The 15,816-nt window shown below is 67.1% G+C and carries 10 protein-coding genes; 3 read left to right on the forward strand and 7 right to left on the reverse strand.

What is annotated here, in order from left to right; translation table 11 throughout:
* The 3 genes from RZR99_RS06635 to RZR99_RS06645 form a co-directional block, all read right to left on the reverse strand.
* Positions 1 to 1,850: M1 family metallopeptidase (locus RZR99_RS06635; protein WP_323118950.1), on the reverse strand; the 1,850-nt coding region annotated here is incomplete at its 3' end.
* Positions 1,851 to 2,695: 845 nt separating this feature from the next.
* Complete coding sequence (locus RZR99_RS06640; protein ID WP_323118951.1) at positions 2,696 to 6,445, reverse strand: DUF748 domain-containing protein; 3,750 nt, start codon at positions 6,443 to 6,445, stop codon at positions 2,696 to 2,698.
* A gap of 159 nt (positions 6,446 to 6,604) precedes the next feature.
* Positions 6,605 to 8,041 carry a DUF1254 domain-containing protein gene (locus RZR99_RS06645; protein WP_323118952.1) on the reverse strand — a complete coding sequence of 479 codons (1,437 nt, stop codon included), beginning with the start codon at positions 8,039 to 8,041 and terminating at the stop codon, positions 6,605 to 6,607.
* A 265-nt stretch (positions 8,042 to 8,306) separates the two neighbouring features.
* On the opposite strand from RZR99_RS06645, the gene RZR99_RS06650 reads away from it, so the two are divergent.
* A complete protein-coding gene (locus RZR99_RS06650) occupies positions 8,307 to 8,951 on the forward strand; it encodes an FMN-binding negative transcriptional regulator (protein WP_323118953.1) in 645 nt (214 codons plus the stop codon).
* Between the two features lie 302 nt (positions 8,952 to 9,253).
* On the forward strand, positions 9,254 to 9,733 hold the full coding sequence (locus tag RZR99_RS06655; RefSeq protein ID WP_323118954.1) for a hypothetical protein: 480 nt from the start codon (positions 9,254 to 9,256) through the stop codon (positions 9,731 to 9,733).
* Between the two features lie 41 nt (positions 9,734 to 9,774).
* On the opposite strand, the gene RZR99_RS06660 is transcribed toward RZR99_RS06655, so the two are convergent.
* Positions 9,775 to 10,032 (reverse strand): hypothetical protein, encoded by a 258-nt coding sequence (locus RZR99_RS06660; RefSeq protein WP_323118955.1) that lies wholly within the window; start codon positions 10,030 to 10,032, stop codon positions 9,775 to 9,777.
* A 195-nt stretch (positions 10,033 to 10,227) separates the two neighbouring features.
* Here RZR99_RS06660 and RZR99_RS06665 point away from each other — a divergent pair, with 195 nt between their 5' ends.
* The gene (locus RZR99_RS06665) at positions 10,228 to 13,353 is read left to right on the forward strand and encodes a heavy metal translocating P-type ATPase (protein ID WP_323118956.1); all 3,126 of its coding nucleotides are present in this window, start codon (positions 10,228 to 10,230) and stop codon (positions 13,351 to 13,353) included.
* A gap of 148 nt (positions 13,354 to 13,501) precedes the next feature.
* On the opposite strand, the gene RZR99_RS06670 is transcribed toward RZR99_RS06665, so the two are convergent.
* The 3 genes from RZR99_RS06670 to RZR99_RS06680 form a co-directional block, all read right to left on the reverse strand.
* Positions 13,502 to 13,981, reverse strand: coding sequence for a GNAT family N-acetyltransferase (locus RZR99_RS06670; protein WP_323118957.1), 480 nt, complete (start codon positions 13,979 to 13,981; stop codon positions 13,502 to 13,504).
* Positions 13,982 to 14,106: 125 nt separating this feature from the next.
* Positions 14,107 to 14,262 carry a hypothetical protein gene (locus tag RZR99_RS06675; RefSeq protein ID WP_323118958.1) on the reverse strand — a complete coding sequence of 52 codons (156 nt, stop codon included), beginning with the start codon at positions 14,260 to 14,262 and terminating at the stop codon, positions 14,107 to 14,109.
* A gap of 177 nt (positions 14,263 to 14,439) precedes the next feature.
* Entirely contained in the window at positions 14,440 to 15,786 is a 1,347-nt protein-coding gene (locus RZR99_RS06680) for a hypothetical protein (protein WP_323118959.1), read from the reverse strand.
* Between the last annotated feature and the right edge of the window lie 30 nt (positions 15,787 to 15,816).

A 15,816-nucleotide genomic window follows, 5' to 3' on the forward strand; every position in this document is an offset into this window, starting at 1 on the left:
GCCGAGCAGCCGTCGAGACGGATCTGCGTCTGCGTGTCCTTCAACACCAGCGTCTTGCGGTTGACGAGGCCGTCACCGTAGGCGAGCGTCACCGGCACCGTCCATTGCGTACCCGGATACGCGTTCTTGTTCGGGAACGGCGCCTGCTTGATCGTCACGATGTTCTGGTTCTTCGTGAGATCGCATTGCGTGTCGAGCGACAGCAGCGGCACGCCGGTCTGACGCACGTAGCTGTCGCCGATCGCACCGATCGGTTGACCGCTCGCCTTCGACAGCGCATCCCACAGACGCTTCGGCGTGCCGTTGCCGAACGCGTAGTCGGTCAGATACTGCTGCAGGCCCTTGCGCATCGCCTCCTCGCCGATGAAGCCCTCGAGCATCTTCAGCACGTGGCTGCCCTTGTTGTAGACGAACGCACTCGCCAGGACGACGAAATTGTTGGACCCCCACGCATTGAAGTTCGGCGCGACCGGGAATGCGTCCGGCCCGATGTCCTTGTTGATGACGCGGTAGCGATCCTTCACCGCGTTGATCCACGTGAACTTGTCCGGGAAGAATCGGATCGTCGTCTTCGTCTCGAAGAAACGCGCGAACGATTCGTTGAGCCAGACGTTGTCCCACCAGTCGGCCGTGACGAGATCGCCGAACCACTGGTGCGCGACTTCGTGAGTGAGCACCCGGTCGCCGTAGTCCGACATCGGCTTGCCCGGCTCGGGCAGGATGTCGTCCGCGAACTCGAGAATCGCCCCCCAGTTCTCCATGCCGCCGAAGTTCAGGTTCTTCTGCGCCTTGAACGCGTCGTTGGCCGCGACGGTGTCAAACTTGGTGAGCGGCAGCGGAATGCCGGTGTACTGGTAATAGAAGTTGAGCGCCTGCTTGGTGCGATCCATCGCGGGCTTCGCCCAGTCGCGCATGCCCGGCGGCGTGAAAATGCGCAGATGCATGCTGCCCTTGCCGTCGGGCAGCGGGCTCGTGAAGCTGTCCTCGAGCACGTCGAACAGGCCGCCGCCGAAGAACAGCAGGTAGGACGGCATCGGCGGGGTCTTCTCGAACGACACCAGCTTGTAGCCGCCGCCGACGTTCGCGGCGGGTTTCTCCGCCGCGTTCGACACGACGCGCCATGCCTGCGGCACCTCGGCCGTCACCTCGTAGGTCGGCCGGAATGCCGGCTCGTCCCAGCCGGGGAACCACTGCCGCGACAGATCGGTTTCGCCCTGCGTCAGAATCGCGCCGCTCGTCTTGCCGTCGGTCCCCTTCAGGTCGACGCGGAAGACCCCCTGCGCCGCCGAGCAGCCGGGATACGGATCGACGTCGCAACTGCCGACGGTACCCGTGGCCGGGTCGCCCTTCGACATGAAATTGATGATGCCTCGCCATTCCATATGCAGCGAGTAGGTGCCCGGCGAGATCGATCCGCTTGCCGGACGCAGCTGGTAGTAGTCGCCCTTGCTTTGCGGCGTGGCGATCAGCTGCACGTTGCCCGGCTGCAGCGTGATCTTGCCGTTGGCGAACTGAATCCGGTTCGCGGCGACCACGATCGCGTTGACGGGCTTGAGCACCTTGATTTCGACGTCCGCGCGGCCGTCGAACTGGTTCAGATCGGCGTTCGGACGGAACCAGAGCTTGTAGTTGACCGGCATCACCGTATCGGGCAGCTCGACGGGCTTGGCGCTCTTGTCGACCGGCGTCGCCGCGGTCGGCGCGGTGACCGCGGGGCTGGTCGTCGGGCTGTGCGCCGAGCCGAGCGAGGTGGCCGAGCCGCCCACGCCGCCGTCGTCACCGCCGCAAGCGGCAAGCGCCAGCGCGCCGAGCAGGGAGAGATAGCGGATATTGCGTAGATTTATCCACATGATGAGATCTCGAATAATAATAAGAAGATTCAGTTCCGCATAAATGCGATCGACCGACAATAGCTATCCCTCGCCGCTAATTCGCAGCGAATATAAGCATCGTCGACACTGGAAAGAATCTGAGGCGAACTATGTAAAGATATTCATAATCGACAGCCCTCTGGTGTTTAGTCTTTCTTAATAAACGAATCGTGCTCTTCGACACGTGTCAATCACGACGGATCGCCGATCGCAGGCGACGTCGGGAACCTGACGGCCCGCACTGACAGGCCGTCTTCCCGGGAGACTCGATCCATCCGCCGCTCAAGCTCGCAGGAACGCCGACCGGGACGATCCTGCATCCCGTTCGCCGACTCAAGCATGGCTGAATATACTTCGTAATTTTTCGTAAGGTAATATAAAACTTCACGAAATTTTAAAATGTTACAAATCTTTCATCCGATTGAACCACCTCTATTGATAATTCATAAAGCAGAGATAAAAATCCGCCGGCGAGAGATTGAATAAACCGCGAAGAGGCAATGCCCGGCAAGAAGAGGGGTAAGCGGGAACCCGGCTGGAGCGGCCTCGATCGCCGCGCGCCCCTCGCCTTGCCGGCGCCCGAAGTCCGCCGAGCGCGCGCCGTCCCGCCTCATTCGCGCTCCCGGCCGACTCGATGCCCCTGGCCTGCTCTCGCCACGGCCCGATACCTTGTGACCGGGGCAATAGGCCCTCACGAAGCGCCGGCGAACGATGAACGTCGAACGATTCCGCGTCGACCAAAAGAAAGCGCCCCCGCACCGACGGTGCGGGGGCGTTGCAAGAGCACGCGGCCGAGACGGCGGATGCCGTCGCGCCGGGGCGGCTTACTTCAAACCGAAATCGACCCGGGTCGTCGCGCCCTTGTCCTCGATACCCTTCGCGTCGAGCTTCGGCGCCACCACGAACACGCGGCTCGCATCGACCTTGCCCTCGAGGTACTGCTGGACCGATTGCGCGCGTTGCTGCGCCAGCGTACGCAGCGACGAATCGTCGAGCGGCGCATGCTCGGCGAGCGCCTTCTTCATGTCGTCGTCGGGCAGCGTCTTCTGCAGGCCGACCAGATTGCGCGGCTTCTTGAAATCGGCGGCCTTATACGCCTTGGTCAGGTACTTCTGATACTCGGCGGCATCCACCTTCACGCTTCTCGGATCGACGCTCTCGCCCTGGCCCACCACGTCCTTCATCTTCTGCTGCCGGACCATCCGGTCCACGTACGCATCGCGCAGGCCCGGCAGATCCTTGTCCGGATCGACGCGGCCGATCAGGTCGAGGCGGATCGACGGCTTGTCGGCCAGCATCTTCACGATCGTGTCGAGCTTCTTCTGCGACGCGTCGGTGAGCTGCGACGCGCCGGGCGCGAACTCGACGTAGCCGAGTTCCTCGCCGCCGCCGCCGAATGCGTTCGCGAGCAGCGTGAACGGCGACGTCACCGCCTTCTGCAGCAGGTTCAGCACCGCATGCCAGATCAACCCGCCGATGCTGAACTCCGGATTCGACAGCGAACCCGACACCGGAATGTTCACGTCGATCTGGCCGCGCGAGTTCTTCAGCAGCGCGATCGCGAGCCGCACCGGCAGCTTGGTCGCGGTGTCGTTCTGAACGTGATCGCCGAAGGTCAGCTGATCGATGAAGATGTGGTTGTTCGCGGTGAGCTGGTCGTTGTCGAGTTTGTAATGCAGGTCGACATTGAGCTTGCCCTTCGTGATCGGATAGCCCGCGTATTTCGCCGAATACGGCGTGAGGTTGGTCAGCTCGATATCGTGCGCGCTCGCCGTCAGGTCGAGCGCCGGCTTGTCGATCAGCGGATTGACCGACCCCTTGATCGTGATCGGGCCGTTCGCCGCCAGCTTCGCGGCGACGTCGACCGGCGCGGCCGTGGCCGAATCGGTGCCGAACGCGCCCACCGTGCCCTTGATCGCGACCAGATCCGCCGTGTAGTTCGGCTTGATGAAGTTGTCGGTATAGCTGACCCGGCCGTTTTGCAACACCAGTTGCCCGAAGTGCAGGCGGACCGGATGCGACGGCGCGGCGGCGGCCTTCACGACCACCGGCACCGACGCACCCGACGCCGGCGCGGCAGCGGAAGCCGGCAGCGCGGCCTCCGGCTGCGACGCCGCCTGCGGCGTCAGCGGCACTGGCTCCTTGCCGCTCGCGTCGCGCGTGAGCGACTGCGCGGGCCCGGTTTCCTTCGCGACCACGTCTCTCAGGTTCAAGCGCCCTTGCGCGTCGAGCAGCACGCGGCCGTAGAAATTCGAGAAGGTGACGCGCGCCGCATCGACGTCGGTGCCGCGCGTATCGTCGAAATTCGCCTTCAGGTTCGACAGCGCCAGCGAGCGCCAACCGGCAAACGGATCGGAGGTCGCCTTGTCGAGCATCCGCACGTCGACGAGCGCGGCGTCGCCGCGGTACGAGGCCTTCGTCACGCCCTTCGCCTGCGCGAACGCCAGGTCGCCTTTCGCATTGAGCAGCGCGCTCGCGACCGTCGCGTTCAGCATGCTGCCGAAGTACGGCTCGAACGCCGCCGCATCGAGCCGGTCGCCGTTCAGCTTGAGACCGAGCTTGAGCGGCGAGGCGGTCACGTCGCCGGATACGTTCAGCGAACCCTTGCGGTTCAGCGTCGTCTTCAGCGCGATCGGCAGCGGCTTCGACAGATCGTCGCTGATCTGCTGCACCTTCAGCTGCAGCGGCGCGAACGCCAGTTTGACGGGGCGCGGCGTCGAGTTGTCGGTGAAACTGGCCTTCGCGTCCGTCAGGTTCAGCTCGCCGATCTTGTAATGCCAGGACGGCGCGGCCTGCTGCGCCTTGTGCGCGACCGTGCGCGCGGGCACGCTCTGGTGCGGGCCGGCGAGCGCGGCGAGATCGACGTCGCCGTTCTTCAGGCGCTGCACGTCGAGCGCGAGCCCGCTCGCGTCGACGCTCGCGATTTCCGCGGTACGCGCCGCCACGTCGATCTTCGTCACCTTCACGTTCGCCTGGGGCAGCACGATCGCCGGCGCCTTCGCATTCGCATTCGGCGTGGCGATCTTCAGCGATTTCAGATCGAGCGTGCTGTCGCTGACCTGCGCGTCGAGCGGGGTCTTCGACCAGTCCACCTTCGCGTTCACCATCGTGCTGAGCGCGCCGTCGAGCACCTTCGCCGCCGTCACCTCGCCGAGATACGGCTGCGCGATCGGCAGCGGCAGCGCGTCGACCGTCAGCTTCGCGTCGGCCTGCTGCGCGGCCAGACTGAATCCGCCCTCGGCCTTCACCGCGCCGCCGCGCGCCAGCTCGGTCGACAGCGTGTAATGCGCGGGCGCCTTGCCTTGCAGCGAGAAATCGGCGAGCGTCGCCGCGACCTGCGTCAGCGACACCGTGGTGGCGGGCGCCGGCACGCTGTCGTTGACGTTGATCGTGCCGTCGTTGATCGCGAAGCGCTTGATCGTCAGGTCGAGCGGCTCCGGCTTGCCGGCCTCGGTCTTGCCCGCCGATGCGGCGGCCGAAGCGCCCGATGCCGCCTCGGCCTTCGCGGCGGGCGCGCCGGCCAGCTTCTCGACATTCAGCACGCCCCGCTTGTCGCGGGCAAGGTCCACCACCGGCTGGTCGATGCGGATGTCATCGAAGTGCAGGCTGTTGCGCAGCGGCTCCAGCTGCGCGGCCGCCACGTGGACGGCGCGGGCGGCGAACAGCGGCGCGTTGGCCGGATCCGTCACCTTCGCATCGTTCAGGTCGACCGTGCCCGACACGCGCAGCGCGGGCGTCTCGCCGGACATCACGAAATTCACCGTCAGGTCGCTCGACAGCTTGCCCGACTGCACCGCGACCGGCAGCTTGGTCGGCACGTAGGACAAGAGGCGCGGCACATCGAGGCCGTCGAATTTCAGGTTGACTTCCGATTCGCGCGACTCGGCGAACGGCTTGGTGCGCCCGTCGATCGAGATCGGGCTGCCGTCAAGCCGCGCGTGCAGCTTCGGCTGCACGAAGACGCCGGTCTTCGACGGCAACGTCGCGATGAACGGGATGCCGAGCGACCACTGGTCGATCACGTGCTTCGCGTTCAGCAGCCGGTCGTCGAACTCGATCCGGCCGTCGGCGACCTGGATGTTGGAGACGGAGAAACGGGCGGGCTTGCTGTCGGGCTTCGACGGCGCCGAAAACTTGTCGATCAGGTCGGTGAAATTGAAGCGCTGCGCATCGTAGCGGACGATGTGCAGACGCGGCGCATCGAGCTTCACCTCGTTGACGATCGGCGCCCCGCGAAACAGCGACAGCCACGACGGCCGCACGGTGAGTTTGCCGATGTCGACGAAATCGCCTTGCCCGCCGCGCTCGCCGAGGTGAATGCCGTCGGCTTCGAGGTTCAGCGTGTAGGGATTGAGCGCGATGCGCCGGATCGTCGCCGGGCGGTCGAGCTGCCGGCTCAGCTGCTGCTCCGCGATATGGCGGATCAGCGGCGGCGCGGCGAAAAAGCCGAGCAGTCCGAACAGCACGAGGAAGATCAGCACACCGAAGCCGATGCGCCGGGTGCGGCGCGCACGCGCGATGCCGCCGAGTTTTTGCAGGGTCGAGTTGACGGTTTCTTTATTGAGGCTTGCCATACTGGATTGCCGTTGGGACGGCGCTTGAGCGCCGTCATGAGAATCAGGACCGAGGCGTCCGGCTTTCGGAAGTATAGGCGCTAGGCCTTGCACCACGCGCCGACGCGGCCCTCATCGAGCCGCATCGGCGTTCGTATGACGATCGGAACGCGAAGGCGTTCACTGCCGCTCGACGGCGGGCGGCTGCCAGCTGCCGTCGGCAGCCTGTTTTTTCGGCGCGTACAGGCGCAGCGCCAGTGCGAAGTCCGCGCGGGGCGCGGGCAGCCAGTTCGAGGCGCGCGCGCCTCCGGGCGACGCGGCCGAGACCACGATCTCGATCGACCCGTCGCGATTGCGGTGCAGCCGGTCGCGGGCGCCCAGCGAGCGGCGCGCCTGGCGCAGATCCGGCAGCGCACCGTCCGCCGTGTACGGCGTCAGGCTCCAGAACGCGCGCGCGGGCGGCAACGCGTTCGCGGGGAAGCGCAGCACGTAGCGGTTCGCCCCGTTGAGCGGCTGCCCGTCGCTGTCGGTCCTGACGACGGCGAGGGTTTCGTCATCGCGCGTCGCGGCGCCGAGCTGGGTCGACGCGGCATAGGCGCGCAGCGCGTAGTCCTGCCCGTAATTGCCTGCTCCGTCGCCGATCCAGCTCCAGCCGTTCGCCGCGAGCAGGTTGGACGGCGGCGCGGCGAGCCGCGCCCGCGCCTCGGCCACGCCGGCGGTCGCCGCCGTCAGGCGGTCGCCCGACCACAGCGTCGGCGTTCCCGCCGTCACGCCGATATCGGCCAGCATCGCCTGCGCGTGCGCATCGCCCGACGGCGCCGGATTGTCCTGCAGCGCCTGCGCGAAACGGCTGAAGAAGGCCGTCGGATCGAGCGCCGCGACCTGCTCGGCGGACGTGCCGCCGCTCGCCGCCTCGGCGGGCGCGCTGCCGGCATGGACGGCCATCGACGCGCCGCGCGTCGCGCCGGTATAGACGGAGAGCGGCACCACGCGGATCGCGCGCTGCAGTTTCTTCACGGCGGTCAGGTCGCGGCCGCCGCTCGTCTGGATCCGGACTTCCAGCCACGCGTTGCGGGCGGGCACGTCCACCCGGGTGACGCCGGACGGCAGCGTGCCGGTCCAGCCGGCGCCGACGAACGCAATCGTTTGCGGTTTGCTGACGCCGGAGCGAAGGTTCGCCGTCGCGCCGCTCGACCAGAGCACGTTGGTCCACATGTCGAGCGCGCGGGCGTCGAGGTAGCGGCCGCGCGTGTCGGGCAGCGCGACGATCACGGGCTCGGCGCCGACGTCGAGCCAACCGGCCGAATCGAGCGTATCGACGCCCGGCAGCGGCGGATACGATGCGCCGACGGGCGGCAGCGCCTGCGCATGGCGCAGCGTGTTGACGGGAGCCTGGCCGGGCTGAGCGCCGTCGCCGCCGGTGGCGGCTTCCTTCGCGACATCCATCAGCACGAGCGGGTAGGCGTAGAGGTAGGAATCGGCGACCTCGCTGCGCATCCAGCCGGTCTTGCGCTGAATCACGTCGGGCGGGGACGCACAGCCCGCCAGCAGGGCCAGAACGGCGAGCGACGCACACACGCGTCGCACGGAGGCGGTTTCTCGTTCGATTTTTATCATTTGATGGCGCGGCAGACGCGCAGCCAGGCTGCGCGTGTTGGTCGGCGGCCCGCGCATGCGTGTTGATTCCCTCGTAGCGTGTGCGCTGGCCGTGTGAAGCTATATTTCCGGATGGGCTGTATCGTACCCTCCGCACCCGGACGAAAACAATGCTCGCGTAGGGGAAAAACCGGATTCTGGCCGATTACCGCATCATTTGGCACGAATACCGAAACCGCCCCCCTGACTGGTCGTCGGGTTCCCCCAATGCGTTCGAGGAGCATCCATGTATCTGCCCGCTCATTTCGACGAAAGTCGGACCGAGGTCCTGCAACAGCTGATCGCGGACCATCCGCTCGGCGCGCTCGTGACGGTCGGACCGGACGGTCTCGACGCCAATCACCTGCCGTTCGAGTTCGAACCGGGCGCCGGCGGACGCGGCACGCTGCGCGCCCATGTCGCCCGCGCCAATCCCGTGTGGCGGGAAGCGGCCGAGCGACCGGACACGCTGGTGATCTTCCAGGGTCCGTCCGCCTATCTGTCGCCGAGCTGGTATCCGGGCAAGCTGGACACCCATCGCTTCGTGCCGACTTATCAGTACATGGTGGTGCACGCGCACGGCCGGATCACGGTACGCGACGACGAGCGTTTCGTGCGCGGACTGGTGGCGCGGCTGACCCGCAAGATGGAGGCCGGCGAGCCGGTGCCGTGGAAGATGAGCGATGCCCCGGCCGACTTCATCGACCAGATGCTCGCCGCGATCGTCGGTCTCGAGATCGACGTGACGCGGCTCACCGGCAAGTGGAAGCTCGGCCAGAACCGCGACGCGCGCGACCGGATCGGCGCCGCCGAACGGATGCGCGAGCGGGGCGGCGACGAGCGGACGGCGGTCGCGGACGCGATGGCGAAGGCTGGAGCGCGAGACGCTTGAGGGGGCCGGGTTGGTGAGGGGGCGCCCGGAGGCGCCATATCCGCGTCCTGTCGTTGGGCAGCCGATTCAGCGGCCCCCAACCATTCTTGCGCCATGAAACCGTGCATGCACGGGCAGGTCAGCGACTCGCCATCGCCTCCAGCGCGGCGCGGGCAAGAAACCCGCTTTTACCCGGGCAGTATTCGGCAATGGCCGTCGAAAACGAAGTGCCCGCTTCAGCCTTGCATGCCAACAGCCTGTTGAACATCACAGCAAGGACATGTCGAACACTTCAATCTGGCTAATCAGGCAAGGGGTTAATCATGGTGTTTCGTCGTCATGTATTCCGAGGGGTCTCGGTCGCGCTCGCCGCGTTGTGCATCCAGGCGGCGCCCTTGTATGCGCAATCCACGCCCGGCATCCCCGATCCCGCGGCCGTCGGCCTGACTCCGGGCGTGGGGCAGGACGGCGCGCCGACCGTGTCGGCCTGTTTTTATAATTACCGTACCAAGGTGATTGCCGGTTTCCCCACCCAGATCGCGTCAGGATGGATCGTCACCAATCAGCGCAGCAATTCGTATTGCACCGCGCCCGGCGGACTCCCCAGTCCCAATTGGCAGGAAATGACCTATTTCCTCAATTTGCCTGTCGGCACGACCATTTCGGCATGCTGGAGCTTTTCCTGGCCGACAGGATGGCAACCCATCGGATACTCTTCCGATCCGACCAAATGCGGCTATTACCCGAGCGGCTATCCGGCAGGCGCACAGCCTAATGTGGTGTTCTTGAAACGCACGCAATAACAAGCGCGACGTCCAGGCGCATCGGCATGGTTGGAATGCAATCAACCCCTTCCGGCCCGCGCCTGGCCTCGCTTTTTCGCGCCGCCGAACCGGGGACGGATCATTCCGCCCGGCGCGTATTTCCCGCCGTTTGTCAGCTCACCGATATCGCCGGATTCCCTCAGCAGCGCATCAGCAAGCGGCGTGACCGGCCAAGCCTTGCCTGCCGCCCTCTTCGCTAAGCCGAATACCTTGCCGGAAGCGGACATGACGGTCCGACGCAGGCTGGTTCGATGACAATGACTGCCCAGGTCGCTCATAGCCCCGCCGATCCCACCCAATCCGTTCCCCCTCACCCGCTTTCCGAGCGCCCCTGAATCCCGAGGAGGCGGATCCGATCACGACAGAGCAAGGATTCTGCTGAAACAACGCAAAGATCCCTTGACCTTCCCATCATTGGAACGTTGATACTGCACAGGTCGGCGGTCGTTCCGCCTCCCGCACCGGTTATCGACATGACAGATCTCTCCCATCCAACGGCCTCCGCAACAACCGAACTCGAAGTGGAAGGCATGCGCTGCGGCAGTTGTACCGGACGCGTCGAGAAAGCGCTCGCGCAGGTGCCGGGCGTGGTCGCGGCCAAGGTCGACCTCGCCGCGAAAACCGCGACGGTCGAGGCAGCGCCGGAAGTCGCCGCCGCACAGTTGATCGACGTGCTGGCCGCGGCCGGTTATCGGGCTCGGCACGTGGCGGCGGCCGAGACTGCCGTCGCCGCCCACATGCACGATGTCCAACCGACCCCGCCCGCTGCCGCCCATCCCATCACGCTCGATATCGCCGGCATGACCTGCGGCGGCTGCGCGCGGCGCGTCGAGAACGCATTGGCCGGGACGCCCGGCGTCACGCGCGCGACAGTCAATCTCGCCGAGCACCGCGCGACGGTCGACGCCAACGCGGAGGCCAGCGCCGAGCAGCTTGTCGCCGCGGTGAAGCAAGCCGGCTATCTCGCGACACCGGTGGGGAACGCTGCCGCCGGCGATTCATCGCCGCTCGGCCACCCCGTGACCTTCGTCCCGACGAGCCCCGCACCGGTAGCCCACGCACCCGACGCACTCGCCAGCATCGAACTCGACATCGACGGCATGACCTGCGCATCCTGCGCCGGCCGCGTCGAAAAAGCGCTCGCGCAGGTACCCGGCGTCACGCGCGCATCGGTCAATCTGGCGACCGAAAAAGCGACGGTCGAAACGGCAACCAAGGTCCCGACAAGACAACTCGTCGATGCGGTCAAGCAGGCGGGCTATCGCGCCACGCCCGTGGGCGACACGGCCGTCGGCGATTCATCGGCGCCCGTCGCGTCGACGATTCCCTCACCGACGGCCAGCCCACCCGCCCGCATCGAACTCGACATCGGCGGGATGACCTGCGCATCGTGCGCCGGACGTGTCGAGAAAGCGCTCGCCCAGGTACCCGGCGTCACGCACGCGTCCGTCAACCTCGCGACCGAACAGGCGACGATCACGGCCACGCCCGCCGTCACGGCTGCTCAGTTGATCGCCGCCGTGACCGGAGCAGGCTACCGCGCGACGGCCGCCGCTCCGGCCACCCCCGCCGCCTCCGGCGCACGGAGCCCGCTGAGTCACGACAACCGCAAACGCGCCGAAGCCCGCCGCGAACGCAACCTGGTGATCGCGTCCGCGGTGCTCACCGTGCCGCTCGTGCTGCCGATGCTCGCCGCGCCGCTCGGCATCGCGCTGACACTGCCCGGATGGCTGCAACTCGCGCTCGCCACCCTCGTCCAGGCCGGCTTCGGCGCCCGCTTCTACCGCGCCGCGTGGCATGCCGTCAAAGCCCGCGCGGGCAACATGGATCTGCTCGTCGCGATCGGCACGTCGGCCGCGTACGGCCTCAGCGTGTGGCAAATGGCGCGCCATCCCGGCGCCGACGCGCATCTGTACTTCGAAGCGTCGGCCGTCATCATCACGCTGGTGCGCTTCGGCAAATGGCTCGAGGCCCGCGCGAAGCGCCAGACTACCGATGCGATCCGGGCGCTCAACGCGTTGCGCCCCGATCGCGCGCGCATCGTCGAACACGGCGTCGAGCGCGAGGTGCCGCTCGCGCAGGTGCGGGTCGGCACGAGCGTGGCCGTCAAGCCGGGCGAACGGATTCCCGTCGACGGCGAAATCACCGCCGGCGCGACCCATATCGACGAATCGCTGATCACCGGCGAGAGCCTGCCGGTGCCGAAAGCCCCCGGCGATCGCGTGACGGCCGGCTCGATCAACGGCGAAGGCGCGCTGACCGTCGTCACCACCGCGATCGGCGCGGAAACCACCCTGGCCCGCATCATCCGGCTCGTCGAATCGGCGCAGGCGGAGAAGGCGCCCATCCAGCGGCTCGTCGATCGCGTCAGCGCGGTGTTCGTGCCCGCGATCCTCGTCATCGCGCTCGTCACGCTGGCCGGCTGGCTGATCGCCGGCGCGCCGGCCGAGACGGCGATCCTCAACGCGGTCGCGGTGCTCGTGATCGCATGTCCGTGCGCGCTCGGTCTCGCCACGCCCGCGGCGATCATGGCCGGCACCGGCGTCGCGGCGCGCCGCGGCGTGCTGATCAAGGATGCGCAGGCGCTCGAACTGGCGCAGCGCGTCTCCGTCGTCGCATTCGACAAGACCGGCACGCTGACGGAGGGCCGGCCGGCCGTCACGGCATTCGACGCGATCGGCCTGCCGCGCGGCGACGCGCTCGCGCTCGCGGCCGCCGTGCAGCGCCACAGCGATCATCCGCTCGCCCGCGCCGTCGTGGCGTCCTTTGCGGACGACGCCGATGCGCGCCGCTCGCCGCTCGCCGACGCGTCCGTCGACGACGCCCGCGCGGTGGCCGGGCGCGGCGTCGAGGCGCGCGTCGACGGCACGCCGATCGCGCTCGGCAGCGCACATTGGATGAGCGAGCTGGGCATCGCCGCGCCGCCCGGATTCGCGCGGCGCGCGGCCGAACTGGAGGCGGCGGGCAACACCGTGTCGTGGTTGATGCGCGTCGACGCGCCCTCGGCCCCGGGCACCGCGCTCGCGCTGATCGCGTTCGGCGACACGGTCAAGCCGCGCGCGCGCCAGGCGATCGAACGACTCGCCGCGCGCGGCGTTCGCAGCGCGCTCGTGACCGGCGACAACCGCGGCAGCGCGGCGGCCGTCGCGACGGCGCTCGGCATCGCCGACGTGCATGCCCAGGTGCTGCCCGACGACAAGGCACGCGTCGTCGCGGAACTGAAACACGACGGCGCCGTCGTCGCGATGGTCGGCGACGGCATCAACGACGCACCCGCGCTCGCCGCCGCCGACGTCGGCATCGCGATGGCGACCGGCACCGACGTCGCCATGCACACGGCGGGCATCACGCTAATGCGGGGCGATCCCACGCTCGTCGCCGATGCGATCGACATCTCGCGCCGCACCTACCGGAAGATCCAGCAGAACCTGTTCTGGGCGTTCGTCTACAACCTGATCGGCATCCCGCTCGCGGCGTTCGGCCTGCTGAATCCGGTGATCGCGGGCGCGGCGATGGCGTTTTCGAGCGTGAGCGTCGTGGCCAACGCGCTGCTACTGCGTACGTGGAAAGGCGACGCGGCACGCCGGACCGGCGCTTGATCCTCGTTCGCACCTGTCTCGAAGAGCCCATAAAAAACGCGCGAACCGGGAAGTGAACTGCACCCCAAAGGTTGAATTGATGTCCAACTTTTGGGGTGCAGTTCAGAATCCGGTTCGCGCGTTTTCTTGTCGGCCCGACGCTTGCCCGCTAGCGCGACGCGACCGGCTTGATCATCGTCGTCGTCACTTCGGCGTAGCCCTGCCCGCGATACAGCGCGCGCGCGGCCGCATTGTGATTGAACACCGACAGGCCCAGCTCCGTCACGCGCAACTCCCGCGCCTCGTCCTCGATCGCCAGCAGTACCCGCGTCGCGACACCCTGGCGCCGAAACGCCGGTTCGACGTCGAGATCGTAAATGAAGAGCGTGCGGTGCGGCCCTTCCTCCACCACCGCGTACCAGACGAAAGCCAGCACCTCGCCCTGCGCGGATTCACGCACCGTCAGCAGCACCTGGTTGTCGGTCAGCAGCCCGTCGGGCAACAGCACATCGAGGCACGCGGACGCGCGCTCGTCGGCATCGACCGGCGCGTTCTGGCCGGACTCGATCAGATCGCGCGCGTAGCTCGACACGGCGCGCTGGCGGTAAAGACGGAATTCGCCCTGGGTCATCGGTCGCATCTGCAGCATGCCGCACCTATGCGAAGCGGGAGATAACACCGAGTGTAGCGGGCAGGACCGGGTTGCGCGCAAGCGCTCCGGCAGAAACAGCGAGGAAACGGCAACGCCCGGCGCGAACGCGCCGGGGCGGAGAATCAGTGACGAATCAGACCGAACAATGCAACGTGCGACTTGCGCACCCGTTCCGCTTCGGCATGACGGGCTGCATACGAATAGTCGGCGTCGAGCGGCAAGTGCGGCGACGCAAAGAGTTCGTCGATCTTTTGAAGCAGAGCGAAGATGAGGCTCATGTGCGACTCCTGTCAAAAATGGCTAGGGTTTTCCCTTAATACGAATATTAAGGGTTTTCCCTAGCCATGACTAGTGCGTCGCAGCATTTTCTTTGGAGGAATCCATCGATCGCCCGGTTCGGCAGCGCGGCGTTGCGGCGGCACAACAAGCCGGCGCGGCTTGCGATCCGGCTCGATTTATCGCGACCGGAGCCGCCGCGACCGCTTCTCGACAGGCTTGGCGGCAACGGCGGACCGGTTGGTCAGCCGCTCCACCTGCGCGCCCTGTTCGTCCTGCCGCTGAGTCAGCGTGATCAGGTTCGCTTGCTGGGTCTCCTGCGTGGCGGCAAGGCGGTCGATCCGTTGCTGCAGCGCAGCGGAATCACGCTTCAGGCGGGACACTTCCATCGTCTGGGTGACCAGCGCCACGATGCCGATCAGCGCCACCACCGCCAGCGCGAGCATCAGCCGGTTCACCCGGCGCATTTCCACGCTCGCGGCCCGGCGCAGTTCGACGGTTTCGGCTTGCAGCGCCCGGATCCGGTCGGAGAGCGGCTGCAGATGCGCATTGAGATCGATCGCGGGCGCGACATCGGAACGCGGCGCGTCCGGTGCGGCGGCGACATCGCCGGCGTGCGCATCCGGTTCGGGCGACGCCGGGCGGCGCTTCGCCGCCTGCTGGCTGTCGCGCGTCGTTGCCGCGCCACGATTCGCCGGGCCGGAGTCGGTGCGTCGCGCAGCCGGGCGGCGCGGCGTGGCCGCCGGCCGGGTTGCGCTCGCGGGCAGCGCGGCCGGACCGGGAACCGGCGATACGGAAAGGTCCGGGGCATCATCCGGCACGGTGCCGGGAACTTGTGACGGTTCGCCCTTCGTGCCAGGAGGAACCTTCAAATCGACATCGACCGGCGCACCCGCACGGATTCCCGTGTCGGCGCCATCCCTTGCACCGGTTTCGGCCTTGGCGCTGGCCTCAGGCTTCGTGTTGGCCTCAGCCTTTGTGCCTGCTTCAACCTTTGCGCCAGCTTCAGCCTTCATGCCCACTTCCGCCTTCGTGTCGGCTTCAGCCTTCGTGCTGACCCCCACCTTCGTGCCGGCCTCAGGCTTCGTACTGGCCTCAGCCTTTGCGGCAGCCTCCGCCTTCGTATCGGTTTCGGCCTTCGTGCTGGCTTCCGCCTTCGCACCAACTACAACCTTCGCATCGGCTGCCGCCGTCCTGTCGGCCGCGACCTTCGTACCGACCTCGGCTTGCACTTCGGCATCGGACTTCGCACCGGCGTCGACCGCAACCGACGGCGGCGCCGATCCGACCGATCCAGCCGATCGCGCCACCGGCTCCGACGCGGCAACCGCCGGTTCGCCGCCTTGACCGTCCGCTACCGGCGCAAGCCGCCCCGCATCCTCCGGCACCTCGAAACCGTCGAGACTGCGTTGCCGCACGTCGGCCGGCGTATCGTCGAAAGCCTCGACGACCGTGTCGCGCGCAACGCTGTCGCGCGGGTCGGCGCCGTGACCGCCGAACAGGTCGAGCGTGTGTTCGTCGCGCACCGCGTCGCCGGATTGCGCGTCGCTATCGGG

This window comes from Burkholderia alba, from assembly GCF_034721475.1.
GTDB lineage: Bacteria > Pseudomonadota > Gammaproteobacteria > Burkholderiales > Burkholderiaceae > Burkholderia > Burkholderia alba.

Bases quoted from the DNA above. Each gene is read 5' to 3' on its own strand.
- RZR99_RS06640 (WP_323118951.1), bottom strand. From the start codon at position 6,445: ATGGCAAGCCTCAATAAAGAAACCGTCAACTCGACCCTGCAAAAACTC.
- RZR99_RS06645 (WP_323118952.1), bottom strand. From the start codon at position 8,041: ATGATAAAAATCGAACGAGAAACCGCCTCCGTGCGACGCGTGTGTGCG.
- RZR99_RS06650 (WP_323118953.1), top strand. From the start codon at position 8,307: ATGTATCTGCCCGCTCATTTCGACGAAAGTCGGACCGAGGTCCTGCAA.
- RZR99_RS06655 (WP_323118954.1), top strand. From the start codon at position 9,254: ATGGTGTTTCGTCGTCATGTATTCCGAGGGGTCTCGGTCGCGCTCGCC.
- RZR99_RS06660 (WP_323118955.1), bottom strand. From the start codon at position 10,032: ATGAGCGACCTGGGCAGTCATTGTCATCGAACCAGCCTGCGTCGGACC.
- RZR99_RS06665 (WP_323118956.1), top strand. From the start codon at position 10,228: ATGACAGATCTCTCCCATCCAACGGCCTCCGCAACAACCGAACTCGAA.
- RZR99_RS06670 (WP_323118957.1), bottom strand. From the start codon at position 13,981: ATGCTGCAGATGCGACCGATGACCCAGGGCGAATTCCGTCTTTACCGC.
- RZR99_RS06675 (WP_323118958.1), bottom strand. From the start codon at position 14,262: ATGAGCCTCATCTTCGCTCTGCTTCAAAAGATCGACGAACTCTTTGCG.